General features: G+C 64.5%; 22 protein-coding genes. 14 read left to right on the top strand and 8 right to left on the bottom strand.

From position 1 onward, the window contains the following. Positions 1-62: 62 nt before the first annotated feature. From NAV27_RS07865 to mfd, 4 genes are all read right to left on the bottom strand, one after another. Positions 63-623: a hypothetical protein gene (locus NAV27_RS07865; protein ID WP_102828850.1), complete on the bottom strand. Its 561-nt coding sequence runs from the start codon at positions 621-623 to the stop codon at positions 63-65. 108 nt (positions 624-731) lie between these two features. After that, on the bottom strand, positions 732-4,016 hold the full coding sequence (locus NAV27_RS07870) for a DEAD/DEAH box helicase (protein WP_180981434.1): 3,285 nt from the start codon (positions 4,014-4,016) through the stop codon (positions 732-734). A 3-nt stretch (positions 4,017-4,019) separates the two neighbouring features. Next, positions 4,020-4,529, bottom strand: a complete 510-nt coding sequence (locus NAV27_RS07875; RefSeq protein WP_043299334.1) for a CsiV family protein — start codon at positions 4,527-4,529, stop codon at positions 4,020-4,022. A 9-nt stretch (positions 4,530-4,538) separates the two neighbouring features. Further along, on the bottom strand, positions 4,539-7,976 hold the full coding sequence (gene mfd / locus NAV27_RS07880) for a transcription-repair coupling factor (protein ID WP_102828851.1): 3,438 nt from the start codon (positions 7,974-7,976) through the stop codon (positions 4,539-4,541). A 159-nt stretch (positions 7,977-8,135) separates the two neighbouring features. Between mfd and NAV27_RS07885 the strand changes: the two genes are divergently transcribed. From NAV27_RS07885 to sthA, 10 genes are all read left to right on the top strand, one after another. Further along, complete coding sequence (locus tag NAV27_RS07885) at positions 8,136-9,587, top strand: glyceraldehyde-3-phosphate dehydrogenase (protein WP_102828852.1); 1,452 nt, start codon at positions 8,136-8,138, stop codon at positions 9,585-9,587. Positions 9,588-9,918: 331 nt separating this feature from the next. After that, positions 9,919-11,256, top strand: coding sequence for a Na(+)-translocating NADH-quinone reductase subunit A (locus tag NAV27_RS07890; RefSeq protein ID WP_054095092.1), 1,338 nt, complete (start codon positions 9,919-9,921; stop codon positions 11,254-11,256). A 3-nt stretch (positions 11,257-11,259) separates the two neighbouring features. Then, positions 11,260-12,471 (top strand): NADH:ubiquinone reductase (Na(+)-transporting) subunit B, encoded by a 1,212-nt coding sequence (locus tag NAV27_RS07895; RefSeq protein WP_008570690.1) that lies wholly within the window; start codon positions 11,260-11,262, stop codon positions 12,469-12,471. Further along, positions 12,464-13,249, top strand: a complete 786-nt coding sequence (locus NAV27_RS07900) for a Na(+)-translocating NADH-quinone reductase subunit C (protein ID WP_102828853.1) — start codon at positions 12,464-12,466, stop codon at positions 13,247-13,249. Before NAV27_RS07895 ends, NAV27_RS07900 begins: the two co-directional genes overlap by 8 nt. Continuing rightward, positions 13,246-13,920, top strand: a complete 675-nt coding sequence (locus tag NAV27_RS07905) for an NADH:ubiquinone reductase (Na(+)-transporting) subunit D (protein WP_175415042.1) — start codon at positions 13,246-13,248, stop codon at positions 13,918-13,920. The genes NAV27_RS07900 and NAV27_RS07905 overlap by 4 nt, the downstream gene beginning before the upstream one ends. Next, positions 13,920-14,528, top strand: a complete 609-nt coding sequence (nqrE, locus tag NAV27_RS07910) for an NADH:ubiquinone reductase (Na(+)-transporting) subunit E (RefSeq protein ID WP_008570687.1) — start codon at positions 13,920-13,922, stop codon at positions 14,526-14,528. Before NAV27_RS07905 ends, nqrE begins: the two co-directional genes overlap by 1 nt. A 13-nt stretch (positions 14,529-14,541) precedes the next feature. Then, positions 14,542-15,765 carry an NADH:ubiquinone reductase (Na(+)-transporting) subunit F gene (gene nqrF / locus NAV27_RS07915; protein WP_102828854.1) on the top strand — a complete coding sequence of 408 codons (1,224 nt, stop codon included), beginning with the start codon at positions 14,542-14,544 and terminating at the stop codon, positions 15,763-15,765. A 105-nt stretch (positions 15,766-15,870) separates the two neighbouring features. Then, positions 15,871-16,794 carry an FAD:protein FMN transferase gene (locus tag NAV27_RS07920; RefSeq protein ID WP_083862574.1) on the top strand — a complete coding sequence of 308 codons (924 nt, stop codon included), beginning with the start codon at positions 15,871-15,873 and terminating at the stop codon, positions 16,792-16,794. Further along, positions 16,791-17,024 carry a (Na+)-NQR maturation NqrM gene (gene nqrM, locus NAV27_RS07925; RefSeq protein WP_008570683.1) on the top strand — a complete coding sequence of 78 codons (234 nt, stop codon included), beginning with the start codon at positions 16,791-16,793 and terminating at the stop codon, positions 17,022-17,024. The genes NAV27_RS07920 and nqrM overlap by 4 nt, the downstream gene beginning before the upstream one ends. 139 nt (positions 17,025-17,163) lie before the next feature. Further along, entirely contained in the window at positions 17,164-18,558 is a 1,395-nt protein-coding gene (sthA, locus tag NAV27_RS07930) for a Si-specific NAD(P)(+) transhydrogenase (protein WP_008570682.1), read from the top strand. Positions 18,559-18,708: 150 nt separating this feature from the next. Here sthA and NAV27_RS07935 read toward each other — a convergent pair whose 3' ends face one another. Genes NAV27_RS07935 through NAV27_RS07945 form a run of 3 tightly spaced genes read right to left on the bottom strand, consistent with a single transcriptional unit; the run spans position 18,709 to position 20,319 of the window. Then, positions 18,709-19,443, bottom strand: coding sequence for a glycerophosphodiester phosphodiesterase (locus NAV27_RS07935; protein WP_102828855.1), 735 nt, complete (start codon positions 19,441-19,443; stop codon positions 18,709-18,711). An 8-nt stretch (positions 19,444-19,451) separates the two neighbouring features. Beyond that, the gene (locus NAV27_RS07940) at positions 19,452-19,742 is read right to left on the bottom strand and encodes a phosphodiesterase (RefSeq protein ID WP_102828856.1); all 291 of its coding nucleotides are present in this window, start codon (positions 19,740-19,742) and stop codon (positions 19,452-19,454) included. 4 nt (positions 19,743-19,746) lie between these two features. Further along, complete coding sequence (locus tag NAV27_RS07945; RefSeq protein ID WP_102828857.1) at positions 19,747-20,319, bottom strand: PilZ domain-containing protein; 573 nt, start codon at positions 20,317-20,319, stop codon at positions 19,747-19,749. A gap of 98 nt (positions 20,320-20,417) precedes the next feature. On the opposite strand from NAV27_RS07945, the gene NAV27_RS07950 reads away from it, so the two are divergent. The 3 genes from NAV27_RS07950 to NAV27_RS07960 are packed head-to-tail and all read left to right on the top strand — an operon-like array spanning position 20,418 to position 23,615. After that, on the top strand, positions 20,418-21,665 hold the full coding sequence (locus tag NAV27_RS07950) for a lipoprotein-releasing ABC transporter permease subunit (protein WP_102828858.1): 1,248 nt from the start codon (positions 20,418-20,420) through the stop codon (positions 21,663-21,665). Positions 21,666-21,672: 7 nt separating this feature from the next. Beyond that, complete coding sequence (lolD, locus tag NAV27_RS07955; RefSeq protein WP_008570677.1) at positions 21,673-22,371, top strand: lipoprotein-releasing ABC transporter ATP-binding protein LolD; 699 nt, start codon at positions 21,673-21,675, stop codon at positions 22,369-22,371. After that, a complete protein-coding gene (locus tag NAV27_RS07960) occupies positions 22,371-23,615 on the top strand; it encodes a lipoprotein-releasing ABC transporter permease subunit (RefSeq protein WP_102828859.1) in 1,245 nt (414 codons plus the stop codon). Before lolD ends, NAV27_RS07960 begins: the two co-directional genes overlap by 1 nt. A gap of 9 nt (positions 23,616-23,624) precedes the next feature. On the opposite strand, the gene NAV27_RS07965 is transcribed toward NAV27_RS07960, so the two are convergent. Continuing rightward, positions 23,625-24,140: a DUF2062 domain-containing protein gene (locus tag NAV27_RS07965; protein WP_008570674.1), complete on the bottom strand. Its 516-nt coding sequence runs from the start codon at positions 24,138-24,140 to the stop codon at positions 23,625-23,627. Between the two features lie 149 nt (positions 24,141-24,289). Between NAV27_RS07965 and NAV27_RS07970 the strand changes: the two genes are divergently transcribed. Then, positions 24,290-26,512: a DNA internalization-related competence protein ComEC/Rec2 gene (locus tag NAV27_RS07970; protein WP_180981435.1), complete on the top strand. Its 2,223-nt coding sequence runs from the start codon at positions 24,290-24,292 to the stop codon at positions 26,510-26,512. Positions 26,513-26,541 lie beyond the last annotated feature (29 nt).

Genomic DNA, 26,541 nt, shown 5'->3' on the forward strand with positions numbered 1-26,541 from the left:
CGAGTTCGTTTGCCAGGCGAAGGGTTCGGCGGGGCAGGGCGGCGACCGACCCGCCCGGCCGGTCAGTCCAGCAGCTTCAGGTGCGAGGTGTCTGGCGGCGGCACATCGCTGGCGCGGCGGCGTTCGCTCATGTCGCTGCCCACCGGCGCCAGGCTGAACTGCGAAAGGTCTACGCGCGGTGGCGTCGGTTCCGGCTGGGCGTCCTGCAGGTCGACGCCGACCGGGGCGATACCGAAGTCGGGCGCCTCGACGTCGGCGAACGCGGCCATGTACTCATCGCGCGGCACCACCTTGAGCGGGCCGGGCGCGCGACTTGTGGCATCGGCCACCGGAGCCGGCGCGGCGGATGCGGCATTGGCCGGCGGCGGTGCCAGTTCGATTTCCTCGACATCCACCGGCATCGGCTTGACTTCGACCTGCGCGCCGGCGCGTTCCATCGCCAGGCGGTACTTCTCCACGGCGTCGAAATCCAGGTTCTGCTTGATGACGATGCGGCGTCCGGAAAACAGCAGAGCGATGCGCTGGGCATCGGCCTGGAACAGCCGGGTCAGGTTGGCTTCAACCTGTTCGAGGCGGGCGCCGGGAAGCAGCTGGCCGGAAAAGGCGATCTCGTAGAGGCTCATCGGAAGGTCCTTGTGCGATGCGAGGGCGAGCGCGTGGATAGCCGGGCAAGCTTGGACGAAAAGCCCGCCGCCATCCAGTGAGCACGTCCCATTGGCGAGTGTGGGTGTTCAGTCCGGCAGCGGCGCCAGCAGCGCATCGATATCGCTCTGCTGCAGGCGCCAGTCGTCCGTCCCGCCGCTGTCCAGCACGCCGCTGGCAAGCTCCGCCTTGCGCGTCTGCAGCTGCTGGATCTTCTCCTCGACGCTGCCGCGGGTGATCAGCTTGTAGACGAACACCGGCTTGTCCTGGCCGATGCGGTAGGCGCGGTCGGTGGCCTGGTTTTCCGCGGCCGGGTTCCACCAGGGGTCGTAGTGGATCACGGTGTCGGCGGCGGTGAGGTTCAGGCCGGTGCCGCCGGCCTTGAGGCTGATCAGGAACAGCGGCACCTCGCCATTCTGGAACTGCCGCACCGGCGTGCGCCGGTCGCGGACGTCGCCGGTGATGATCACGTAGGGGATACCGCGCTGGCGCAGCTCGTCCTCGATCAGCGCGAGCATCGAGGTGAACTGCGAGAACAGCAGTACGCGTCGCCCTTCGGCCAGCAGCTCGTCAAGCATCTGCATCAGGCTGTCGAGCTTGGCGGAATGGCCGCTACGCGCCACCCGGGCACCGTCGGCCTTGACCAGGCGTAGGTCGCAGCAGACCTGACGCAGCTTGAGCAGCGCTTCGAGGATGACGATCTGGCTACGTGCCAGGCCCTTGCGGTCAATCTCCTCGCGCACCTTGCGGTCCATCGCCAGGCGCACCGTTTCGTAGAGGTCGCGCTGCGCCGGGTTCAGGTCGACCCAGTGGACGATCTCGGTCTTCGGCGGCAGCTCGCGGGCCACGTCTTCCTTGCGCCGACGCAGCAGGAATGGGCGAATGCGCGCGATCAGATGCTGCAGGCGGTCGCGGTCGCCGTGTTTCTCGATGGGCGTGCGGTAGCTGCGGGTAAAACTGCGCGCATCGCCGAGCCAGCCAGGCATGAGGAAGTGGAACAGCGACCACAGCTCGCCGAGGTGGTTTTCCAGCGGTGTGCCGGTCAGGCACAGACGCTGCCGGGCGACCAGCCGGCCGGCGGCCTGCGCGGCCTTGCTGCTGGCGTTCTTGATGTTCTGCGCCTCATCCAGCACCAGCAGGTGCAGCGGCTGCGCGACGAGCTGTTCGATGTCGCGCGGCAGCAGGGCGTAGGTGGTCAGCAGCAGGTCGTGCCCGGCGAGCTGTGCGAAGTGCCGCTGGCGATCGCTGCCGTGCAGCGTGAGCACGCGCAGTTGCGGGGTGAAGCGCGCTGCTTCGTCCTGCCAGTTGGGAATCAGGCTGGTGGGCATGACCACCAGGCTCGGGCGATCGAGACGGCCGGCCTGCTTTTCCAGCAGCAGGTGGGCCAGGGTCTGCAGCGTCTTGCCCAGGCCCATGTCGTCGCCGAGGATGCCGCCGACGTCCAGTGCGCGCAGCGCCTGCATCCAGCTCAGACCATCGAGCTGGTAGGGGCGCAGCGTCGCGCGCAGGCCCGGTGGCGCGGCGACGGGCTGCTGGTTGTAATCGCGCAGACGCCGGGCGAAATCGAGCAGCTGCTCGCCGCCGCTCCAGGCGAACGGCAGCGCGTCGAGCTGGCCCAGGCGCGCGGCGTCGAGGCGTGACAGGCGCAGACTGTCGCCGGCCGGCTGGTCGCGCAGGTACAGCTCGCCCAGTGTGGCGAGGATCGGTTTCAGCCGGCCGAAGGGCAGCAGCACCTGCAACGGTCGGTCGTCTACCGCGCTGCGCCGGCCCAGCGCGACCCGGAGCGTTTCGTCGTCGGCGCGCTGGGCCAGGTTCTGCGGCGAGAGCAGGGCGGGATTGCGGCGGATGACGCTGAGCAGCACCGGCAGCAGGCTGATGCGCTCGCCTTCGACGAGGATGCCCAGCTGCAGGTCGAACCAGCTGTGCTCCGGGGATTCGTCCAGCTCGGCGTACCACTGCTCGACCGGCGCCAGGTCGTAGGCGAAACCGGGCTGCATGACGATCTGCCAACCCTGCTGGCGCAGCACCGGCAGTTGGGTGTCGGCGAAGTGCTGCCAGGCGCTCTCGCTGGGCAGCTCGAACATTTCCGCCGAATCCTTCGGTAGCGCCGGGCTCTGGCGCAGCGCCGGGCGGAAACCCAGCTGCTGCAGTTGCTGGCGCAGCGCCTGTTCGGCCGCCGGCTGGCGGGCGATGCTGAGCACACGCTCGCCCTCGGCCTGGCGCAGACGCTGCTCGCCCTTGAGCTTGCCGTGCGTGGCGAGGCTGCCGTAGACGAAGCTCAGGCCGGCGCGGTGCTGCTGCTCGTTGACCATCCGCCCGCTGGCCGGCTGCCAGTTCATCGCCTGATGGCTGCCGAGCGTCAGCCGGGCGATGGGCTGCAAGTCGTCGATGCGCTGCTCTTCGGCCTTGATCGGCACCGGCAGCTGCGGGGCGATCTCGCTGAGCGAGAGGCTGAACAGCCCGGCCTGGTTCGGTGACACCGCGGGGGCTTCGAGCAGGTGACGCGCCAGGGATGCCGACAGGCCGTGTTCGATCAGGCCGACCTCGTTGCTCGCGTCGTCGCGGTAGTACAGTGGGTCCACGGCGGTCAGCGCCTCGGCGCCGCCCTCGACTTCCAGCACCGGACGCAGCGCGCCTTCGTGCTGCTGCCAGGCGAAGCGGGCCGAGCGGCGATGGCCTGGTTGCAGCGCTGGGGCATCCCAGTCGAGAAAGGCGCGACCGCTTTCCAGCAGCAGACGCAGAGCCTCGGCACCGTTCTCGCCGGTCAGGGCGAAGCGGTTGCTGGCGATCGGTGCGAGCGCCAGCAGGGCAGCGATATGCAGGTCCAGCGGCTGCATGAAGCGCGGCTGGCGGAACGTGGCCTCGCGCACGGCCGGGTACGGCTCGCGCGCAGCGACCGATCCGTCCTGTCGCAGGCGCACCTTGTTCACTTCCACGTAGAGGTCCGGCAGCAGCCGGTAATGCAGACAGTGCGTGGGCGCGTCCTGGCCGGTGTCCTCGCCGAGCGCACGTGGCAACTGCGCGAGCCAGTGCCGCAGGGCGTCGGGCAGCTCGCCTTCCGGCGAGGCGTCGGCGCCCTGTGGGGGGCGCTCGGCCAGCTGCTGCAGGTGATGGATGACGGCCGCGGCGTGCTTGCAGGCCAGCCCCACCGGGCAGCTGCAAACGCAGCTGAGCCCACCGCGCTTGTCGAGCAGCAGCGACTGCCGGTAGCGCTTGCCGCCGGTGCCGCGACAACTGGCCTCGATCAGCCCGTCGTCCTCGCGCAGCAGGGTGACGCGATCCTCCTCGGCGTACTGCTTGCCGCGCGCCAGCGCGTTGTCCGAGAAGCCCAGCGCCCAGGTCGGTGGCAGCCGGGTGAGAAAATCCCTGGCCATGGTTCAGTAACTTGCCCGGATCAGCGCACCGAGGCTGCCGTGGTCGATATAGCGCAGCTCACCGGGGCGCAACTGCACGCGCTGTTGCAGCTGCTCGCTGGCGAGCAGTCGGCCATGTTCGCCGAAGCGGTTGACCCAGAACCGCGCATCGACTTCCAGTCCGTGGCGGCGGCGCAGGGCGATCACGCCCTGCACGGGAAAATGCTCCAGCTGCCGCGCGCCCTCGACCACGGCGACGCGCTCGTCGATGCGCTGCCGCCAGGTCTGGCGCAGTAGCACGCGATAGCCGTCGCCGCTGTCCAGTCGTTCGGCCAGCGCCTCGAAGTCCGCCGGCTGCGCGTCGCTGCCTGCGAGCAGACGGGCATTGCGTGCCCAGTCGTAAGGCGCGCGACGGCTGGCCTCCAGCGGTTCGGCATGGCGGAACAGGATCAGCTCGATGCGATACAGCGCATCGGCGCACGCGGGCGGCGCGCATAGCACGAGCAACAGCAACAGGCGACGTAGCGGCGACATCCGGAATCCTTATGCGCTGGGCGCGAGCCTTTCGAGCAACGCTTCGAGGGTGTTGAAGCGCTCTTCCGGGCGTTCCATCGGTACCTGGAACTTGAACATCGTCGCGCCTTCGAATTTGTAGCGGTTCGGCTGGCTCTGGATCAGCTTGATCAGCACCAGCGGATCGACCGAGGTATCGGCGGAGAACTCGATGCGCCCGCCCTGCGGGCCGGCGTCGATCTTGACGATGCCGAGCTTCTCGGCCTGCAGCTTGAGCAGCGTCAGGCGCACCAGATTCTTGGTCGGCTCGGGCAGCAGGCCGAAGCGGTCGATCATCTCCACCTGCAGTTCCTTCAGGCCATCCTCGTCGGCGGCATTGGCAATGCGCTTGTAGAGGATCAGCCGCGCGTGCACGTCCGGCAGGTAGTCGTCGGGGATCAGCGCCGGCAGGCGCAGGTTGATCTCCGGGCCGCCGCCGAGTGGCTGCTCGAGGTTTGGCTGCTCGCCCTTGCGGATGGCCTTGACCGCGCGCTCGAGCATTTCCATATAGAGGGTGAAGCCGACGGCCTGGATCTGTCCGCTCTGGCCTTCGCCGAGCAGTTCGCCGGCACCGCGGATTTCCAGGTCGTGGGTGGCCAGGACGAAGCCGGCGCCGAGGTCCTGGGCGTTGGCAATGGCCTCCAGGCGCTTCTGCGCATCGTCGGTCATCTGCTTGCGCGGCGGGGTCAGCAGGTAGGCATATGCCTGGTGGTGGCTGCGTCCGACGCGGCCGCGGAGCTGGTGCAGCTGAGCGAGGCCGAACTTGTCGGCGCGCTCGATGATGATGGTGTTGGCGCTGGGCACGTCGATGCCGGTCTCGATGATGGTCGAGGCCACCAGCACGTTGAAGCGCTTGTGGTAGAAGTCGCTCATCACCTGTTCCAGGTCGCGCTCGCGCATCTGTCCATGGCCGACGGCGATGCGTGCCTCGGGCACCAGCGCGGCGAGGTCGGCGGCGCATTTCTCGATGGTTTTGACGTCGTTGTGCAGGTAGTAGACCTGACCACCGCGCAGCAGCTCGCGCAGCAGGGCTTCCTTGATGGTCGGGTTGTTGGCCTCCATGACGAAGGTGCGCACCGACAGCCGGCGCGCCGGTGGGGTGGCGATGATCGACAGGTCGCGCATGCCGGCGATGGACATGTTCAGCGTGCGCGGGATCGGCGTGGCGGTCAGCGTGAGGATGTCCACTTCGCTGCGCAGTGCCTTGAGCTGCTCCTTCTGGCGCACGCCGAAGCGGTGTTCCTCGTCGATGATGACCAGCCCCAGGTTGCTGAATTTGACGTCGTCCTGCAGCAGTTTGTGGGTGCCGATGAGGATGTCGATCTTGCCTTCGGCCAGCTCCGCGATGGCGCTCTGCACCTCCTTGGCCGATTTGAAGCGGCTCATCACCTCGACGCGCACTGGCCAGTCGGCGAAGCGGTCGCGGAAGCTGTTGTAGTGCTGCTGAGCGAGCAATGTGGTGGGCACCAGAACCGCGACCTGCTTGCCGCCATGCACGGCGATGAAGGCGGCACGCATGGCCACTTCGGTCTTGCCGAAGCCGACGTCGCCGCAGACCAGGCGGTCCATCGGCTTGGCCGAGAGCAGGTCCTCGCGCACCGCATCGATGGCGGCCTGCTGGTCCGGTGTTTCCTCGAAGGGGAAGCCGGCGGCGAAGGTCTCGTAGTCGACCTGTGGGTCCTTGAAGGCATAGCCCTGGCGTGCGGCGCGACGGGCGTAGATGTCGAGCAGTTCGGCGGCAACGTCGCGCACCTGTTCGGCGGCCTTGCGCTTGGCTTTCTGCCAGGTTTCCGAACCGAGGCGGTGCAGCGGCGCCAGGGCGTCGTCGCTGCCGGTGTAGCGGGCAATCAGGTGCAGGCTGGCGACCGGCACATAGAGCTTGGCTTCGTCGGCGTACTGTAGCAGGAGGAATTCCTGCGCCTGGCCTTCGATCTCCAGCGTGACCAGCCCCTGATAGCGGCCGACGCCATGGTCGATGTGCACCACCGGCGAGCCTTCGCGCAACTCGGTGAGGTTCTTGATCACGTTGTCGCCGTCGCCGCGACCCTTTTCGCGGCGCCTGCGCTGCATCACGCGCTGCCCGAACAGCGGGCTTTCGGCGATCAGCGCGAGTTCGTCGAGCAGCAAGCCTTCATCGAGCGGGGCGATGGTGATCGCCAGCCGTTGGTCGCTGCCGAGAAAGCCGGACCAGCCTTCGACTTCCTGCGGGCGCAGTTTCAGCCGGGCGAGCAGTTCCAGCAGCACCTCGCGGCGGCCGGCGGACTCGGCGGTGAACAACACGCGGCCCGGATAGCTTTCGAGAAACTGACGCAGCTTGCCCAACGGCTCGCCGGCCTTGGCCTCGATTGCCAGGTCCGGCAACGCCTGCGCCGGATAGCGCTCGCGACCGATGCCGGGTTCGACGTCTTCCTGGCTGGCCACCACGCGCGGCCATTGCTTGAGGCGGGCAAAGCAGTCCTCCACCGGCACGAACAGCTCGCCGGGCGGTAGCAACGGGCGCTGCGGATCGACGCGGCGCTCCTCGTAGCGATTGCGCACATCGGTCCAGAACTGCTCGGCGGCCTGCTCGATCCCGGGCAGCGAAAACACCTGGCTGTCCTCGGGCAGATAGTCGAAGAGGGTGGCGGTTTCTTCGTAGAACAGCGGCAGGTAGTACTCGATACCTGCCGGGGTGATGCCGGTAGAAAGATCCTGATAGATCGGGCAGCGGCGGAAGTCGACGTCGAAGCGTTCGCGAAAGCGCGCGCGAAAGCCGGTGACTGCTTCCTTCTTCAGCGGGAACTCGCGCGCCGGCAGCAGGCGGATCGACTCGACCTTGTCGATCGAGCGCTGGTTCTCCGGGTCGAAGGTACGCAGCGTCTCGATCTCGTCATCGAACAGGTCGATGCGGTAGGGCAGGGCGCTGCCCATCGGAAAGATGTCGATCAGCGCACCGCGCACGGCGAACTCGCCGTGTTCGTAGACGGTATCCACACAGCGATAGCCCGCGGCCTCCAGGCGCAGACGCATCTGTTCCACGTCGAGCTTCTGACCCACGTCCAGCACCAGGCTCGAACCCAGCAGGAAGCGCTTGGGCGCCAGCCGGTGTAGGGCGGTGGTGATCGGCACTACCAGCACGCCGTGACTCAGCTCCGGCAGTTGGTAGAGCGTGGCGATGCGCTGGGAAATAATGTCCTGGTGCGGCGAGAACAGGTCATAGGGCAGCGTTTCCCAATCGGGGAAATGCAGCACGGACAGCTCGGGCGCGAAGAAGGCGAGCTCTTCCTGCAGGCGCTCGGCGCTCTGGCTGTCGGCGGTAAGCAGGAGGGTGAAGCGTTTGGCGTTGCTGGCGGCTTCGGCAATGGCCAGGCTCAGCGCGGCTCCGGGAAGGTTGCCCCAGTGTTGCTTGCCGCTGGCGGCAGGCAGGGGCGCAAGGCGCAGGACGGACACGAGTGGGCGTGGCTCCGATCGAAAAAATAGGCCGCCGGGATTGTAACTATCGCGGTGCGGGGCTGTCAGTGTTTCGTCCGCTGCAGATTGCCGGCGCTAGGGTGCGCCGTCATAATGTAGCCCCTTTTCTCAGCCCCTACATGTTGGAAGGAACTGCCCGTGACTCAGAAGCCCGACCAGTGTCTTGGTGAATGGATTGACCGCGAAGCGCTCGCCGAAGCGATGATTCCGTTGATTGGTCAGCTGTACCGCAACAACAACGTGGTGACTTCGATCTACGGGCGCGGCCTGATCAATCGCTCGGTGATCGCCATTCTCAAGGCGCACCGCTTCGCGCGTCACCGTATCGCGGACGAGGCCGAGCTGTCGGTACATGACACCTTCCAGATCCTCAAGACCATGAGCGAGATGAACCTGGGCGCTGCTTCGGTTGACCTGGGCAAGCTGGTCGCCAAGTTCATGCAGGCTGGCGAAGGCCGCACTCTCGAGCAGTTCGTGCGTCAGGAACTGGCGGAAGTGGCTGACAAGCGTCATACCGCAACCGGCCGCAAGGGCACCGACGTGGTGCTGTATGGTTTCGGCCGCATCGGCCGCCTGCTGGCCCGTATCCTGATCGAGAAGACCGGCGGCGGCGACGGCCTGCGCCTGCGCGCCATCGTCGTGCGCAAGGGCGCCGACAACGATCTGGTCAAGCGCGCCAGCCTGCTGCGTCGCGACTCGGTGCACGGTCCGTTCGATGGCACCATCACCATCGACGAAGCCAATAACACCATCACCGCCAACGGCAACCTGATCCAAGTGATCTATTCCAACGATCCGGCCTCGGTGGACTACACCCAGTACGGCATCGAGAACGCGTTGCTGGTCGATAACACCGGCAAGTGGCGTGACGCCGAAGGCCTCGGCCAGCACCTCAAGTGCCCGGGCGTTGCCCGCGTGGTGCTGACCGCACCGGGCAAGGGTGAGCTGAAGAACATCGTGCATGGCATCAACCATGGCGACATCACCGCTGACGACAAGATCATTTCCGCCGCATCCTGCACCACCAACGCTATCGTGCCGGTGCTCAAGGCCGTGAATGATCAGTACGGCATCGTCAACGGTCACGTCGAAACCGTTCACTCCTACACCAACGACCAGAACCTGATCGACAACTTCCACAAGGGCAGTCGTCGTGGTCGCAGCGCTGCGCTGAACATGGTGATTACCGAGACCGGTGCTGCCACCGCCGCCGCCAAGGCGCTGCCGGTGCTGAAGGGCAAGCTGACCGGCAATGCGATCCGCGTACCGACGCCGAACGTGTCCATGGCCATTCTCAACCTGAATCTGGAAAAGGCCACCAGCCGCGACGAGATCAACGAGTACCTGCGCCAGATGGCCATGCACTCGGATCTGCAGAAGCAGATCGACTTCGTCAACTCGCAGGAAGTTGTATCAACAGATTTCGTCGGCTCGCGTCATGCTGGCGTGGTGGACGCCGAGGCCACCATCTGCAATGACAACCGTGTGGTGCTGTACGTCTGGTACGACAACGAGTTCGGCTACAGCTGCCAGGTGGTTCGCGTGATGGAAGACATGGCCGGCGTCAACCCGCCTGCCTTTCCCCGCTAAGCGCAGCGCCAGCTGAAACGAAACGGGAGCCTGTGGCTCCCGTTTCGCGTTTCTGGGGTAACGAAAAACGGCCGAGCATCGCCGGGCTGTGGTGCGCGCACTGATGTTTTATTACGCAAGCGAGCTGCCGCTATGCGGCGAAGGTGTAGATAAAAACGCTCGGTACCGGGTGGTCAGTCGGCGCGCCCCCCCCCTATAATCGGGCGGATTTTTCACTTGGGGCCGTGACATGGCGTCGCGCTGATGAGCTATCGGCGCGAGCGGTGTGGCGTTTTTTTGCTATCAGTCGCTTGGCTGAAAAAGCTTTCAGAATAAGTGGTTAAGCAAACCGATGATCAATATAAAACGAGGGCTGGACTTGCCCGTAGCCGGCGCGCCAGCGCAGCGTATCGAGGCTGCGAGGCCGGTGCGCAGCGTGGCCGTGATTGGCTTCGACTACCCGACCATGAAGCCGACCATGAACGTGCAGGTCGGGGATCGGGTCAAGCTGGGGCAGTTGCTGTTTTCCGACAAGAAATCTCCAGGCGTCAACTTCACCGCGCCCGGCGCCGGTGTCGTCAGCGCCATTCACCGCGGCGAGAAACGTGTCCTGCAGTCGGTTGTGATCGACCTCGAGGGTGATGACGAGCTGACCTTTGCCGCCTATAGCAGCGCTCAGCTGGATGGTCTGACAAGCGATCAGGTTCGCGAGAATCTGCAGCAGTCCGGCCTGTGGACCGCGCTGCGTACACGTCCCTACAGCAAGGTGCCGGCGGTCGATGCCGTGCCGAGTTCGATCTTCGTGACCGCGATCGATACCCATCCGTTGGCGGCCGATCCGGCGCTGATCATCGCTGAACGGGCCGACGCCTTCGAGGCCGGTCTCAAGACTCTCGCCCGGCTCGCCAAGGTGTTCCTGTGCAAGGCGCCGAGCGCGACGCTGCCCGGCGAAGGCCTGACCAACGTGCAGGTCGAGGCATTCAGCGGTCCGCATCCGGCAGGTCTGGCCGGCACGCACATCCATTTCCTGGATCCGGTCAGCGCCAGCAAGAGTGTCTGGAGCATTGGCTATCAGGACGTGATCGCCATCGGCCTGCTGTTCACCAGCGGGCGCCTGTCGGTCGAGCGTGTCGTTGCGTTGGCCGGTCCGGTAGTGACCGCGCCGCGCCTGCTGCGCACGCGTCTGGGCGCCAATCTGGACGAGCTGACTGCGGGCGAACTGCAGCCCGGCGGCAATCGCGTGGTTTCCGGTTCCCTGCTCGGTGGACGTACCGCGCATGGGGCATTCGCCTACCTCGGCCGTTATCACCAGCAGGTTTCCTGCCTGCGCGAGGGCAAGGAGCGCGAGATGCTGCATTATCTGCGCGCCGGTGCGGAGAAGCATTCGATCCTCAACATCTATATCTCTAAGTTGATGGCGGGCAAGAAGTTCGCCTTCTCCACCTCCACCAACGGCAGCCCGCGGGCCATGGTGCCGGTCGGCAATTATGAGGAAGTGATGCCGCTCGATGTACTGCCGACCCAGCTGCTGCGTTCGCTGATCGTCGGCGATACCGAGATGGCACAGAAGCTCGGCTGCCTCGAACTCGACGAGGAAGACCTGGCGCTGTGCAGCTATGTCTGCGCTGGCAAATACGAATATGGCCCGATCCTGCGGGACAACCTGACCCGCATCGAGAAGGAGGGCTAAGGCATGGGCATTCGCGCATTCCTCGACAAGATCGAGCACCATTTCGAGAAAGGCGGGCGCTACGAGAAGTGGTACGCGCTCTATGAAGCGGCGGACACGTTCCTCTATCGTCCCGGCAGTGTCACCAAGACTACGGCGCATGTGCGCGACGGCATCGATCTTAAGCGGATGATGATCACCGTCTGGCTGTGCACCTTCCCGGCCATGTTCTTCGGCATGTGGAACGCCGGCTACCAGGCCAACCTGATCTACGCTGCCAATCCGGAGTTGCTGCAATCGCAGTCGGACTGGCAGTTCGCGCTGACCGGGCTGCTGGCCGGGTTCGATCCGGGCAGTCTGTGGGATAACGTCATCCAGGGCGCGGCGTATTTCCTGCCGATCTATGCGGTGACATTCATCGTTGGCGGCTTCTGGGAAGTGCTGTTCGCCTCCATTCGCAAGCACGAAGTGAACGAAGGTTTCTTCGTCACTTCCGTGCTGTTTGCCTTGACCCTGCCGCCGAGCATTCCGCTGTGGCAGGTGGCGCTGGGTATCAGCTTCGGCGTGGTGATCGGCAAGGAGGTATTTGGCGGCACCGGCAAGAACTTCCTCAACCCGGCTCTGACCGGCCGTGCGTTCCTGTTCTTCGCCTATCCGGCGCAGATTTCCGGCGATCAGGTCTGGACCGCGGTCGACGGCTATGCCGGCGCTACGGCGCTGAGCCTGGGCTACGCCGGCGGCATGGAAAACGTGATCGACCACGGCATCAGCTGGATGGATGCCTTCGTCGGCACCATTCACGGCTCGATCGGTGAAACGAGCACGTTGGCGATCTTTATTGGTGGGGCAGTCCTGCTACTGACCAAGATCGCGTCCTGGCGCATCGTGTCCGGTGTGATGCTGGGCATGATCGGCCTGAGCTCCCTGTTCAACCTGATTGGCTCGGACAGCAACCCGCTGTTCGCCATGCCCTGGTACTGGCACATGGTGGTCGGCGGGTTCGCCTTCGGCATGATCTTCATGGCCACCGATCCGGTCTCGGCCTCGATGACCAATACCGGTAAATGGATCTTCGGTGTGCTCATCGGCGTGATGGTGGTACTGATTCGCGTGGTCAACCCCGCCTTCCCGGAAGGCATGATGCTGGCGATCCTGTTCGCCAACCTCTGTGCACCGCTGATCGACCACTTCGTCATTCAGGCCAATATCAAGCGGAGGCTGGCGCGCAATGTCTAGTAAAAAAGAATCCACCGCGCGCACGCTGACGGTGGCCCTGCTGGTCTGCCTGGTCTGCTCGGTGTTCGTCGCGGGCGCCGCGGTCGCGCTGCGGCCGACGCAGCAGCAGAACGCGCTGCTGGACAAGCAGCGCAGCATTCTTGCCATCGCCGGTCTCGGTCAGGCCAACATGTCTGCCAAAGAGATTCGCGCGCTGTACGGCGAGCGCATCGTGGCCCGATTGGTTGATTTGCAAACCGGCAAGTTCAGCGATGAGTTCGACGCGCAGCAATTCGATCCGCTGGCTGCTTCCAAGGATCCGGCGTTGTCCGCATCCCTGCCGGGTGAGCAGGACATCGCCTCGATCAAGCGCCGCGAGCGCTACAGCATCGTCTACATGGTGGAGAAGGACGGCCAGCTGGATACGCTGATCCTGCCCGTACGCGGCTACGGGCTGTGGTCGACGCTCTACGGCTTCATGGCCGTCAAGGGTGATCTGAATACCGTTGCCGGTCTGGGCTTTTATCAGCATGGCGAAACCCCCGGCCTGGGCGGCGAGGTCGACAATCCGAAATGGCGCGGTCAGTGGCCGGGCAAGGAGCTGTTTGACGATGGCAAGCTGGCTGTCCAGATCATCAAGGGCAGCGTCGATCCGCAGAGTCCGAAGGCCGACCACCAGGTGGACGGCCTGGCCGGGGCAACCCTGACCAGCAACGGGGTAAACAACCTGTTGCATTTCTGGCTGGGCGAGAACGGTTTCGGTCCTTTTATCGCTAACCTGCGCGCCGGGGAGGCTTGAGTATGTCGCAACCTACAGTCAAAGAAGTCCTGATCAATCCGATCATCGCCAACAACCCGATCGGCCTGCAGATTCTCGGCATCTGTTCGGCGCTGGCGGTCACGTCGAATCTCAAGACCGCCGTGGTCATGTCCATCGCGCTGACGCTGGTGACGGCGTTCTCCAGCATGTTCATCTCGATGATTCGCACGCAGATTCCGGGCAGCATCCGCATGATCGTGCAGATGGTGATCATCGCTTCCCTGGTGATCGTGGTGGACCAGATCCTCAAGGCCTATGCCTTCAGCCTGTCCAAGCAGCTGTCGGTGTTTGTCGGTCTGATCATCACCAACTGCATCGTGATGGGGCGCGCCGAGGCGTTCGCCATGCAGAACCCGCCGGTGCTGTCGTTCTTCGACGGCATCGGCAACGGCCTGGGCTACAGCGCCATGCTGCTGGTGCTCGGCGTCATCCGCGAGCTGTTCGGTGCCGGCAAGCTGATGGGTTACACCATCATCCCGGTGGTCAACGATGGCGGCTGGTATCAGCCCAACGGCCTGTTGCTGCTGCCGCCCTCGGCGTTCTTCCTGATCGGCCTGATCATCTGGGGCATCCGTAGCTGGCGCACCGAACAGGTCGAGAAGCCGACCTATCGGATGGCCCCGCAAGTCTCGAACAAGGAGGCTTACTAATGGAGCACTACATCAGCCTGTTCGTGCGTGCCGTGTTTATCGAGAACATGGCTCTGGCGTTCTTCCTCGGCATGTGTACCTTCATCGCGATTTCCAAGAAGGTGGAAACCGCCATCGGCCTGGGCATCGCGGTGGTCGTGGTGCAGGCGATTACCGTGCCGGCCAACAACCTGATCTACACCTACCTGCTCAAGGCTGGTGCGCTGTCCTGGGCCGGGCTGCCGGACGTGGATCTGAGCTTTCTCGGCCTGCTGAGCTACATCGGCGTGATCGCCGCGATCGTGCAGATCCTCGAGATGCTGCTCGATAAGTACGTGCCCAGCCTTTACAACGCACTGGGCGTGTTCCTGCCGCTGATTACGGTGAACTGCGCGATCATGGCCGGCTCGCTGTTCATGGTCGAGCGTGACTACAACCTGGCGGAAAGTACCGTCTACGGCGTCGGCTCAGGTCTGTCCTGGGCGCTGGCCATCGCTCTGCTGGCGGGCATTCGCGAGAAGCTCAAGTACAGCGACGTACCGGACGGCCTGCAGGGTCTGGGAATCACCTTCATCACCATCGGCCTGATGTCGCTGGGCTTCATGTCATTCTCTGGCGTACAGCTCTAAGGACGGGATGCAGATGAGTTACGAAATTTTCCTCGCCATCGGCATGTTCACCGCCATCGTGCTCGCACTGGTGGTGATGATCCTGGCGGCACGCGCCAAGCTGGTTTCCAGCGGTGATGTCAGCATCGTGATCAACGGCGAGCGCACCATCACTGTGCCTGCCGGCGGCAAGCTGCTGCAGACGCTGGCGTCCAACAACATCTTCCTGTCGTCGGCCTGTGGCGGCGGCGGTACCTGTGCGCAGTGCAAGTGCATCGTCGAGAGCGGTGGTGGCGAAATGCTGCCCACCGAGGAGTCGCACTTCACCCGGCGCGAAGCTGGCGAGGGCTGGCGCTTGTCCTGCCAGACGCCGGTCAAGGCGGACATGAAGATCGAAGTGCCGGAGGAAGTCTTCGGCGTGAAGAAGTGGGAATGCACCGTCGAGTCGAACCCGAACGTTGCCACCTTCATCAAAGAGCTCACGCTCAAGCTCCCCGAGGGCGAGAACGTGGACTTCCGTGCTGGCGGTTATGTGCAGCTGGAGTGTCCGCCGCACACCGTGCACTACAAGGATTTCGACATCCAGCCTGAGTTTCGCGCCGACTGGGACAAGTTCAACCTATGGCGCTATGTCTCCAAGGTTGACGAGACCACGATCCGCGCCTACTCGATGGCCAACTATCCGGAAGAGCGCGGCCTGGTCAAATTCAACATCCGCGTGGCGTCGCCACCGCCGGGGCGTGACGATATCCCGCCGGGCAAGATGTCTTCCTGGGTGTTCAGCCTAAAGCCCGGCGACAAGGTGACCGTGTACGGTCCGTTCGGCGAATTCTTCGCCAAAGATACCGATGCCGAGATGGTCTTCATTGGTGGTGGCGCGGGCATGGCGCCAATGCGTTCGCACATCTTCGATCAGCTCAAGCGCCTGAAGTCCACGCGCAAGATGAGCTTCTGGTATGGCGCGCGCTCGATGCGCGAGGCGTTCTACGTCGAGGAATACGACCAGCTGCAGGCGGACAATCCGAACTTCCAGTGGCATCTGGCGCTGTCCGATCCACTGCCCGAGGACAACTGGCAGGGCCCGACCGGCTTCATCCACAACGTGCTGTTCGAGAATTACCTCAAGGATCATCCGGCACCGGAAGACTGCGAGTTCTACATGTGCGGCCCGCCGATGATGAACGCCTCGGTGATCAAGATGCTCACCGAGCTGGGAGTCGAACCGGAGAATATCCTGCTCGACGACTTCGGCGGCTAGCGCATGATCCGAGCGATACTGCAGCCCGTCATCGTTGTCGCCTTGGCGGCGACGATGACGGGCTGCCTGTTTCAGGACACGATCGAGTCCTTCGACGGCCCGACTATGGGCAGTACCTTTTCGGTCAAATACGTACGCAGCAGTGGCGTGGCGGACAAGCAGACACTGCAGCAGGAAACCTCGAACATCCTGGCGGAACTCGATCGGCAACTCTCCACCTACCGTGCCGATTCCGACATCGAGCGTTTCAATGCACTGCCGGCGGGGCGCTGCGAAGTAATGCCACCCGCGGTGCGCTTGCTGGTCGAGACTGGCGAACAGCTGTCACTGCAAACGGATGACGCCTTCGATCTCACCCTCGAACCGCTGCTGAACCTGTGGGGATTCGGTCCGCAGGGGCGTGTCGAGCAGACCCCTGGCGAGGCACAGATCGCCGAGGTGATGCAGCGTGTCGGTCACAAACACCTGCGTATCGAGGGTGAGCAGCTATGCAAGAGCGCCGCCGTGGAGGTGGACTTCAACAGCATCGCTGCCGGCTATGCCGTGGATCGCGTAGCGCAGCGCCTGCAGGAGTTGGGCGTGAGCAGCTACCTGGTGGAGATCACCGGCGAACTCAAGGCCCAGGGGCGCAAGCCCGATGGCTCACCCTGGCGGATCGCTATCGAGGCGCCGCGTGACGATCAGCGCGTCGCCCAGCAGGTCATAGAGCTGGACGGCCTGGCGGTTTCCACCTCGGGTGACTATCGCAACTACTTCGAGCGCGACGGCAGGCGTTATTCGCATACGCTCGACCCGCACACCGGGCGTCCGGTCGAGCATAAGCTGGCGTCGGTGACGGTACTCGACGGGTCGGCGTTGCAGGCCGATGGCCTGTCGACCGCATTGATGGTGCTGGGACCCGAGCGTGGCTTCGAGTTCGCCCGCCAGCATCGGATCGCCGCGTTCTTCGTGATTCGCGAAGGGCAGGGTTTCGTAACCAAGAGCACCGATGGCTTCGAGCAAGTTATCGGTGCGGGAGCAAAGCAATGACCTGGCTACTGGTATTTCTGTTCATGCTGCTCGTGGTATTTGGCATGGCCATCGGAGTGATCATGGGCCGCAAGCCGATTGCCGGTTCCTGCGGTGGCATCGCCAATCTGGGCATCGAGAAGGAATGCTCGATCTGCGGCGGCAGTCGCGAGAAATGTGAAGAAGTGAACGAGGCGAGCAAGAGTCGCGGCGATAACGCGGCACTGGCCTACGACGCAGCCAAGCGCTGATTGCGCTTGCGGGCGCTGCCAGGCGGATCGCCCGTAAAGGATGCGCTGGCTACTGCGCCTATGCGTGGGATTGCCTCTGCCTGGCGTGCAGCGAATTTGTTGACAGCGGCGCTGGTTCGCCGCGTTCTCAGGAGTGTATATGGCTGTCTATAACTACGATGTGGTGGTGTTGGGTTCCGGTCCGGCTGGGGAAGGCGCGGCGATGAATGCCGTGAAGGCGGGGCGCAAGGTCGCCGTGGTGGACAATCGCCCGCTGGTGGGTGGTAACTGCACGCACCTGGGCACCATCCCGTCCAAGGCGCTACGTCACTCCGTTCGCCAGATCATGCAGTACAACACCAACCCGTTGTTCCGTCAGATCGGCGAGCCGCGCTGGTTCTCGTTTCCCGATGTGCTGAAGAGCGCCGAGAAGGTGATCAGCAAGCAGGTCACCTCGCGCACCGGCTACTACGCGCGCAACCGCATCGACACCTTCTTTGGCACCGCGAGCTTCGCCGACGAACAGAGCGTCGAGGTGGTTTGCCTCAATGGCATGGTGGAAAAACTGGTCGCGAACCAGATCGTCATCGCCACCGGCTCGCGTCCGTATCGCCCGGCGGACATCGACTTCAACCACCCGCGTGTCTACGACAGCGACACCATCCTGAATCTCAGCCATACGCCGCGCCGGATGATCATTTACGGCGCTGGGGTGATCGGCTGTGAATATGCCTCGATCTTCAGCGGCCTTGGCGTGCTGGTCGACCTGATCGACAACCGCGACCAGCTGCTCAGCTTCCTCGACGACGAAATCTCCGATGCGCTGAGCTATCACCTGCGCAACAACAACGTGCTGATTCGCCACAACGAGGAATACGAGCGGGTCGAAGGCCTCGACAACGGCGTGATCCTGCACCTCAAGTCCGGCAAGAAGATCAAGGCCGATGCGTTCCTCTGGTGCAACGGCCGAACCGGCAACACCGACAAGCTGGGGCTGGAGAACATCGGTCTGAAGGCCAATAGCCGTGGGCAGGTACAGGTAGACGAGTTCTATCGCACCGCGGTCGGCAATATCTACGCGGCTGGCGATGTGATCGGCTGGCCCTCACTGGCCAGTGCCGCCTATGACCAGGGGCGCTCGGCGGCCGGCAGCATCGTCGACAACGACACCTGGCGCTTCGTCGACGACGTGCCGACCGGCATCTACACGATTCCGGAAATCAGCTCGATCGGTAAGAACGAGCGCGAGCTGACCCAGGCCAAGATTCCCTATGAAGTCGGCAAGGCGTTCTTCAAGAGCATGGCGCGTGCGCAGATCTCCTACGAGCCGGTCGGCATGCTGAAGATCCTCTTCCATCGCGAAACGCTGGAAGTGCTGGGCGTGCACTGCTTCGGCTATCAGGCCTCGGAGATCGTGCATATCGGCCAGGCGATCATGAACCAGAAGGGCGAGGCGAATACCATCAAGTATTTCGTCAACACCACCTTCAACTACCCGACGATGGCCGAGGCCTATCGCGTTGCCGCGTTCGACGGGCTCAATCGGCTTTTTTGAGCGGCTCCGACCGGTGGCCTGAGCCGGTCGGAGACACCAGCGATTCCCGCGACTGGCGTTGGCCGAACCGGGAAAGCCTGTGATCAGGTAGCGAAACGGTGCGGTTTCAGCCCGAATGCTCGGGCTGATGACCGTAGCCAGTCTGACCTGCTAGATGTTGCAGCCGCCGTGCCCCAGCGTTTCCACAGCCAGACCGGGAAAGTCGGTGATCAGGCTGTCGACGCCGAAATCGGCAAGCCGGCGCATCAACGCCGGTTCGTTGACCGTCCAGACCGACACGTGCAGCCCCTGCTGCTGGGCCTTCGCCAAGCGCTCCGGCGTGCACAGCGTCCACTTCAGCGCGAGCAGTCCGCAGCCATGATGACGGGCGACCTTGAGTGGATCGAGCCAGGCGTATTCGGCAACCAGTCCGCGGGAAATCTCTGGAGTCAGGCGCTTTAGCGCATGCAGCACCTCGCGCGAACCTGACGTGACGGTGACGCGTTCGAGCAGCCCATGGCGCTCGGCCAGTTTGCGGATCGCCAGTACCGTGCGCGCCGCACGTTCGCGCGAAGCGCTCTTGACCTCCAGTTGCCAGTGCTCGAAGTCGCACTTCTCGAACAGTTCGCTTAAGCGCGGGATCGGGCAGGGCTGTTTCCAGCCCGGTCCACCCAGGCGCGCGTCGTAACCGGCCAGTTCCTCGGCGGTGTGCTGGAGGACTTTGCCGCGCCGACCGGTGGTGCGCTTGAGGGTAGGGTCATGGATGACCATCAATTGGCCATCGCTGGACAGATGCAGGTCCAGCTCGCAGCGGCGGACGCCATGCTCCAGGCAGCGCTGAAAGCTGGCCAGGGTGTTTTCCGGCGCCTCGCCTTTGGCGCCACGGTGGCCGTAGATCAGGGTCACGGTAGGGACTATTCCTGTGCAGAGTGAGTGGGCTGATGGTGAAGCACACTGTTGATGACCCGGTCGTTTTCGAAATACACCGAGAACTCGCGGTAATCCCAGCGGAGAATTGGTGGCTTGCCGACTGCGGGATGTTCCTCGTCGGCGAGACCGAAGCGTTCGAGAACCTGATGCTTGTGCTCGCCCCGCGCGGGCACGCCGATGTTCGTCGGGCCTTGCTGACCCAGCGGTATGCGGATTTCCTCGGCCACGGCGGGACCGCCGGCGAGCAGGAGCAGCAGGTACGACAGACGCAGCATGAAGTCAGCTTCCTTGTAGAGGATCACGGGCCAGACGCCGTTGCAGCGCCTGCTTCTGCAGGATATGCCTGGCCAGCAATTGCCGCTGTGCATCCGTCAGCGCTTCGAACTCGGTACCCAGCTGAAAACCGCCGTCGGCGTCAGCCGCGCAGTGGGTCACACGGGCCTGTAATCGCAGCCCCAGCCCTTGTGGCAGCAGGACCAGCTTGAGGGTGAGCAGGGTGCCGGCCGCGAAGGCGGTGTCATGGTGGAAGCTGACGCCGCCTTCGGAGAGCACCACCGTGCGTGCCGGGCCGATGTCCTTGAGCAGGTCTTGGGTCAGCGCCTGGCCGATCAGTTCGATACGCTTGTTCTGTACCTTCAGATAGCTGGCCAGCGTACGGTTGCCCTCGGCAATCTGGCGCAGCAGGTGCTGGGCTTCGAAGTCCAGCTGATGCAGCTCGCCGAGCAGGTCGAACAGCTGCTGACGCTCGTCGTCCGAAGCGGCTGGCTGCTGGGTATCGGGGATGATTTCCAGTGCGATCCGATCCTCGATACGGTAGTATTCCCGGCGTTCTTCAGTGTCTTGTGTCGGCATGGCGATACCCAGGCAGCGTGATGGCCAGAGTGTATCAGGCCTTGGGACAATCCCTGTCGCATGCTCGTTTCTTCCCCCGCCAGCGAACCCGTCGATCTATGTTCAGACCGCTGTCCGTTTATATCGGAGCGCGTTATACCCGCGCCAAACGCCGCAGCCTCTTCGTTTCCTTCATCTCGCTGACGTCCATGATCGGGCTGGCACTCGGCGTGCTGGTGATGATCGTCGTGCTGTCGGTGATGAACGGCTTCGATCACGAGATGCGCACCCGGGTGCTCGGCATGGTGCCGCACGCCACCATCGAAAGCCCCGTGCCGGTGAATGACTGGCAGCAGCTCGGTGAACGCCTCTCCCAGCACCCGCAGGTGGTCGCTGTGGCGCCGTTCATCCAGATGCAGGGCCTGCTGACGCACGAGGGAAAGGTCAGCAAGATCCTGATCAATGCGGTCGATCCGCAGATCGAGCCGCAGGTTTCGATCATCGATCGCTTCTTCCGCGAGGGCGAGCTGGCCGCGCTCGCGCCCGGTGAGTTTGGCATCGTGATCGGTGACAAGGCGGCGCAGAAACTCGGCGTGGGCGTTGGCGATAAGCTCACTTTCGTCGCGCCTGAAGTGACGGTGACGCCGGCCGGTATGTTTCCGCGCATGAAACGCTTCACCGTAGTCGGCATCTTCCACGTCGGCGCCGGCGAGATCGACGGTTACGTGGCGCTGGCCAACATCGCCGATCTGGCCCGCCTGCACCGCTGGAAACCCGATCAGGTCCAGGGGTTGCGCCTGCGTTTCGCCGATCTGTTCCAGGCGCCGCGGATCGCCTGGGAGCTGGCAGGCCAGCTGGACGGCGACTTCTATTCCCGCGACTGGACGCGCACTCACGGCAACCTCTACCAGGCGATTCGCATGGAAAAGGCGATGATCGGCCTGTTGCTGTTGCTGATTGTCGCCGTGGCGGCGTTCAACATCATTTCGACACTGGTCATGGTGGTCACCGACAAGCGCGGCGACATCGCCATCCTGCGCACGTTGGGCGCGACGCCGCGGCAGATCATGGCGATCTTCATGGTGCAGGGCACGGTGATCGGTGTGGTTGGTACGGTGGTCGGGGGCGCTCTCGGCATCCTGGCGGCGCTGAACATCAGCAGCTGGATCGCCGCGCTGGAACGACTGATTGGCCACAAATTCCTCAGTGCCGACGTGTATTTCATCGACTACCTGCCGTCGCGGCTGATGGCCGCCGATGTCGTCCAGGTGTGCGTCGCGGCGCTGCTGCTGAGCTTTCTCGCCACCCTGTATCCGGCTTGGCGTGCCGCGCGCACCCAGCCGGCGGAGGCGCTTCGTTATGAGTGAACCCGTTATGCATGAGCTGTCTTCCCAAGATCGTGCGGTGCTCAGCTGCCGCAACCTGGGCAAGCGTTACGAACAGGGACCGGAGTCGGTCGATGTGCTGCGCGGACTGCAGCTGGAGCTGTTTCCCGGCCAGCGTGTGGCGATCGTCGGCAGTTCCGGCTCCGGCAAGAGCACCCTGCTGAATCTGCTGGGCGGGCTCGATACGCCGAGCGAGGGCAGCGTCTGGCTGGCCGGCGAGGAGTTGTCCGCGCTGAACGAGAAGGAGCGCGGCCTGCTGCGCAATCGTGCGCTGGGCTTCGTCTATCAGTTTCACCACCTGCTGCCGGAATTCACCGCGCTGGAGAACGTCTGCATGCCGTTGCTGATCGGCAAGGTGGCGATCCCGGAGGCGCGCCAGCGCGCCGGCGAGTTGCTGGCCCGCGTGGGGCTCGGTCATCGCCTGGAGCACAAGCCGGCCGAGCTGTCCGGTGGCGAGCGCCAGCGGGTGGCGATTGCCCGAGCGCTGGTCAACCGGCCGGCGCTGGTATTGCTCGACGAGCCGACCGGCAACCTGGACCATCACACCGCGCAGGGTATTCAGGATCTGATGCTGGAGCTGAGCACCTCGCTGCGTACTGCGTTCCTGGTGGTTACTCACGATCGCCAGCTGGCGGCGCAGATGGATCAGGTTTTGCGCCTGGAAGACGGCCGCCTGGTGGCTGAATAATGTTCCGCCCGCTGAGCGTCTTCATCGGCAGCCGCTATACCCGTGCCAAGCGGCGCAATCACTACATCTCATTCATTTCCCTGACCTCGCTGATCGGGCTGTCGCTGGGCGTGCTGGCGATGATTCTGGTGCTGTCGGTGATGAACGGCTTTCAGCGCGAGATGAGTGCACGGATTCTCGGCATGGTGCCGCACGCCACGATCGACGGCGTCCAGCCACTCGACGACTGGCAGGCGCTGGCGCAGCGGCTGCGGACGCACCCCGAGGTGCAGGCCGCGGCGCCGCTGACCCAGCTCGAGGGCATGCTCTCGTTCAAGGGCAGCATGCAGCCGATCCAGGTCAGCGGTATCGAGCCGCAGGTCGAGGGCGATGTCTCGATCGTCGCTTCACGCATGGTTGCCGGCAGCCTCGATGACCTGCGACCGGGCGAGTTCGGCGTGATCATCGGCATGATCACGGCTCGGCGCTTCGGCCTTTCGGTGGGCGACAAGCTGACCCTCATCGTGCCGGAAGTCAGCGCAACCCCCGGTGGTATCACCCCGCGCATGCAGCGTTTGAACGTGGTTGGCGTGTTCAAGGTCGGCGCCGATCTGGATGGCAGCCTGGCGCTGATCCATCGCGCCGATGCCGCGCAGATCCGCCGCTGGCAGCCGGAGCAGGTGCAGGGCGTGCGGGTCAAGCTGAACGACCTCTATCGCGCACCGCAGGTGGCTGGGCAATTGCTGGCTCAGTTGGGCGAAGGCTACCGTGCGGAGGATTGGTCGCACACGCAGGGCAGCCTGTTCAGCGCGATGAAGATGGAGAAGACCATGATCGGCGTGCTGTTGATGCTGATCGTGGCAGTCGCGGCATTCAACATCATCGCCACGCTGATCATGGTCGTGGCCGATAAACGTGCGGACATCGCCATCCTGCGCACGCTGGGCGCAACGCCACGGCAGATCATGGCGATCTTCATGGTGCAGGGCAGCCTGATCGGCATCAGCGGTACGTTGATCGGCATCGTGCTCGGCGTGCTCGGCGCATTGAACGTGAGCGAGCTGGTGGGCTGGCTGGAGCGAGTGACCGGCCAGCGTATCTTCAGCTCCGACGTGTACTTCATCAGCACGCTGCCATCGGAGTTGCGCTGGGAGGATGTGGCGATCGTCGCCGTGGCGGCGCTGAGCCTGAGCTTTCTGGCGACGCTGTATCCAGCCTGGCGCGCCGCGCAGACGCAGCCGGCGGAGGCGCTGCGTTACGAATGAGAGCGGCGTTCAGCGCCGGCCGTTCTGCCGCCGGCGCCAGCTCCGTCCGACCCACCAGCGCCAGTAGGCCTGCGTGCCAACATAGCCGAGCACGGCAAAACCGATTGCCGCGACCAGCGAGCCGAGGTACAGCGGTTGCCAGTTGTTCTGCAGCAGCTGCGTCACCCAGGCGAGGGTGAGTTCTTCCGGCATGCTCAGGGCGGGCGCATCCATCAGCCAGGCACCGAGCTTGTACGTGCAATAGAACACCGGCGGCATCGTCAGCGGATTGGTCAGCCAGACCAGGCCGATGGCGATCGGCAGGTTGGCTCTGGCTGGCAGGGCGCAGCTCGCTGCCGCGAGCATCTGCATGGGCATGGGAATCAGCGCCCAGAACAGGCCGATGGCCATCGCCCGGGACACCGAGTGGCGGTTGAGATGCCAGAGGTTGGGATCGTGAATCAGCGCGCCGAGAAATCGCAGCGACTTGTTAGTCTTGATGCGGTCGGGATGCGGCATGTAGCGTTTGAAGAAGCGACGCGGCATGGAGATTCTCGGGCGGACGGAGCTCGGCGAATTATGCGCCGTTTACCGCGCAGGATCGGCAGCGGTTTTGTCACATAAGGTCTCCTGTCCGGCATGGCCGGCAGGTACGGTACGACTTCCGGGGAATGGATTCCGAGGGGGGTAGGAACATGCGGGCAGGGATGCTGGCATTGGCCATGGGTTTGTTGTTGCCGCGCTTTCTGCCGGGGTTGCCTGCGGCCTGGGTATTGATTGTGCTGGGCTTGCTGGGGCTGCTGTGCCTGTTGCGGCAAGCGTCCCGGCCGTTGTCCTGGCTGTGTTTCGGCCTGCTCTGGGCGTGTCTGCAGATGCAGGCGGCGTTGGACGAACGGCTCGCCAGCGAACTCGACGGCCGCACGTTCTGGCTCGAAGGTCAGGTGCTCGGTTTGCCGGCCGTGCAGGACGGTGTGGTGCGCTTCGAACTCGGCGACATCCGCTCGCGGCACGCCGGCTTGCCGCCGCGCCTGCGCCTGGCTTGGTATGGCGGTCCGCAGCTGCGCGCCGGTGAGCGTTGGCGGCTGGCAGCGCGGCTGAAACGCCCGCACGGACTGGTTAACCCGCATTCGTTCGATCATGAGGCCTGGCTGCTAGCGCACCACATCGGCGCGACCGGAACGGTCAAAACCGGCGAGCGTCTGCGGGAAGCGGTTGGTGCCGGTAGCTGGCGCGATCGCTTGCGTGCCCGGCTGTTGACTGTCGAGGCGCAGGGCCGGCAGGGCGCGATCGCGGCGCTGGTGGTCGGCGATAGCTCGGGCCTGTCACCAGCGGATTGGCGCATCCTGCAGGATACCGGGACGGTGCACCTGATGGTCATCTCCGGCCAGCACGTAGGCATGCTGGCCGGCCTGCTGTACGGGCTGGTGGCGCTGTTGGCGCGCATCGGTTGGTGGCCGCGACATCTGCCGTGGCTGCCCTGCGCCTGTACGGCGGCGTTCGCCGGCGCCCTCGGTTACGGCTGGCTGGCCGGGTTCGAGGTGCCGGTCCAGCGGGCCTGCGTGATGGTGGCGGTGGTGCTGCTCTGGCGTCTGTGCTTTCGTCAGCTGGGTGTCTGGCTACCGCTGCTGATCGCGCTCGACGGTGTCCTGTTGTTCGATCCGCTGGCCAGTCTGCAGCCGGGGTTCTGGCTGTCCTTCGGCGCCGTCGCCGTGCTCGCCTTGACGTTCTCCGGACGACTGGGCGCCTGGCGCTGGTGGCTGACTCTACCGCGTGCGCAGTGGGCGATGGTGGTGGGCTTGCTGCCCTTGATGCTGGCGTTGGGGCTGCCGATCAGCGCCAGCGGGCCATTGGCGAATCTACTGGCGGTGCCCTGGGTTGGTCTGACGGTGCCGGTGGCGCTGCTCGGCACCGCGCTGCTGCCGTTGTCAGGCCTTGGCGAAGGTCTGCTGCTACTGGCGGGCTGGTCGCTGGGATGGCTGTTCCAGTTGCTGGAGCTGTTCGCGGACTGGCAGGCAGCCTGGATAGTGGAGAGTCTGCCGCTCTGGGCCTGGTCGCTGGCGACGGTGGGCGCGCTGGTGTTGCTGCTGCCCGCCGGCGTGCCGTTCCGTGCGCTGGGTGCGCTGCTCCTGCTGCCACTGCTGTATCCGTCGACGCCGCTGCCGCTTGCCGGCAAAGCCGACGTCTGGGTGTTCGATGTTGGGCAAGGCCTCTCGGTGCTGGTGCGCACCCGCTCCCATGCCTTGCTTTACGATGCCGGCCCACGCCACGGTGACTTCGACACGGGCGAGCGAATCGTCTTCCCGTCGCTGCGGCGGCTGGGAGTGGATCGGCTGGACGTGCTGCTGATCAGTCATGCCGACAGCGATCATGCCGGCGGCGCGGTGGCCGTGCAGCGACTGCTGCCGACGCAGCGAGTGCTTGGCGGCGAACCGGCGCGACTGCCGGCGGTGCTGCAGGCGCAATCCTGCGAGAGTCAGACCTGGCGGTGGGATGGCGTGCGCTTCGGCCTCTGGCGCTGGGCGCAGGCGGCGGATGGCAACCAGTCGTCCTGCGTGCTGATGATCGAGGCGGGAGGCGAGCGCCTGCTACTGACCGGCGATATCGATGCGCGGGCGGAACAGGCGCTGGTGCAGAGTGACTGGCCGCTGGCGGCGCACTGGCTGCTGTTACCGCATCACGGCAGCAACAGTTCCTCTTCGCTGCCTTTTCTTTCGGCGGTACGGCCGCAGAATGCGCTGATCTCACGCGGCCGCCACAATGCGTTTGGTCATCCTCATCCGATGGTCATCGGACGCTTGCAAGACGTAGGCGTGCGGCTGTACGACACTGCCGAGTCAGGCGCGCTGAAGGTTGAACTGGGGGCGTTTCACGAAGCGCGTGGTTTGCGCGAGCAGCGCCGATTCTGGCGGGAAAAATGAGAACGGCGGCGGTCGGCGGGCTGCGGACC

Origin of the sequence: Stutzerimonas degradans (assembly GCF_024448505.1) — a bacterium.
In the GTDB taxonomy this organism is placed as follows: domain Bacteria; phylum Pseudomonadota; class Gammaproteobacteria; order Pseudomonadales; family Pseudomonadaceae; genus Stutzerimonas; species Stutzerimonas degradans.

Excerpts from the sequence above, each read along its gene's own strand:
- NAV27_RS07865 (WP_102828850.1), bottom strand. The coding sequence starts at position 623 with ATGAGCCTCTACGAGATCGCCTTTTCCGGCCAGCTGCTTCCCGGCGCC.
- NAV27_RS07870 (WP_180981434.1), bottom strand. The coding sequence starts at position 4,016 with ATGGCCAGGGATTTTCTCACCCGGCTGCCACCGACCTGGGCGCTGGGC.
- NAV27_RS07875 (WP_043299334.1), bottom strand. The coding sequence starts at position 4,529 with ATGTCGCCGCTACGTCGCCTGTTGCTGTTGCTCGTGCTATGCGCGCCG.
- NAV27_RS07890 (WP_054095092.1), top strand. The coding sequence starts at position 9,919 with ATGATCAATATAAAACGAGGGCTGGACTTGCCCGTAGCCGGCGCGCCA.
- NAV27_RS07895 (WP_008570690.1), top strand. The coding sequence starts at position 11,260 with ATGGGCATTCGCGCATTCCTCGACAAGATCGAGCACCATTTCGAGAAA.
- NAV27_RS07900 (WP_102828853.1), top strand. The coding sequence starts at position 12,464 with ATGTCTAGTAAAAAAGAATCCACCGCGCGCACGCTGACGGTGGCCCTG.
- nqrE (WP_008570687.1), top strand. The coding sequence starts at position 13,920 with ATGGAGCACTACATCAGCCTGTTCGTGCGTGCCGTGTTTATCGAGAAC.
- nqrF (WP_102828854.1), top strand. The coding sequence starts at position 14,542 with ATGAGTTACGAAATTTTCCTCGCCATCGGCATGTTCACCGCCATCGTG.
- NAV27_RS07920 (WP_083862574.1), top strand. The coding sequence starts at position 15,871 with ATGGGCAGTACCTTTTCGGTCAAATACGTACGCAGCAGTGGCGTGGCG.
- nqrM (WP_008570683.1), top strand. The coding sequence starts at position 16,791 with ATGACCTGGCTACTGGTATTTCTGTTCATGCTGCTCGTGGTATTTGGC.
- sthA (WP_008570682.1), top strand. The coding sequence starts at position 17,164 with ATGGCTGTCTATAACTACGATGTGGTGGTGTTGGGTTCCGGTCCGGCT.
- NAV27_RS07940 (WP_102828856.1), bottom strand. The coding sequence starts at position 19,742 with ATGCTGCGTCTGTCGTACCTGCTGCTCCTGCTCGCCGGCGGTCCCGCC.
- NAV27_RS07945 (WP_102828857.1), bottom strand. The coding sequence starts at position 20,319 with ATGCCGACACAAGACACTGAAGAACGCCGGGAATACTACCGTATCGAG.
- NAV27_RS07950 (WP_102828858.1), top strand. The coding sequence starts at position 20,418 with ATGTTCAGACCGCTGTCCGTTTATATCGGAGCGCGTTATACCCGCGCC.
- lolD (WP_008570677.1), top strand. The coding sequence starts at position 21,673 with ATGCATGAGCTGTCTTCCCAAGATCGTGCGGTGCTCAGCTGCCGCAAC.
- NAV27_RS07960 (WP_102828859.1), top strand. The coding sequence starts at position 22,371 with ATGTTCCGCCCGCTGAGCGTCTTCATCGGCAGCCGCTATACCCGTGCC.
- NAV27_RS07965 (WP_008570674.1), bottom strand. The coding sequence starts at position 24,140 with ATGCCGCGTCGCTTCTTCAAACGCTACATGCCGCATCCCGACCGCATC.
- NAV27_RS07970 (WP_180981435.1), top strand. The coding sequence starts at position 24,290 with ATGCGGGCAGGGATGCTGGCATTGGCCATGGGTTTGTTGTTGCCGCGC.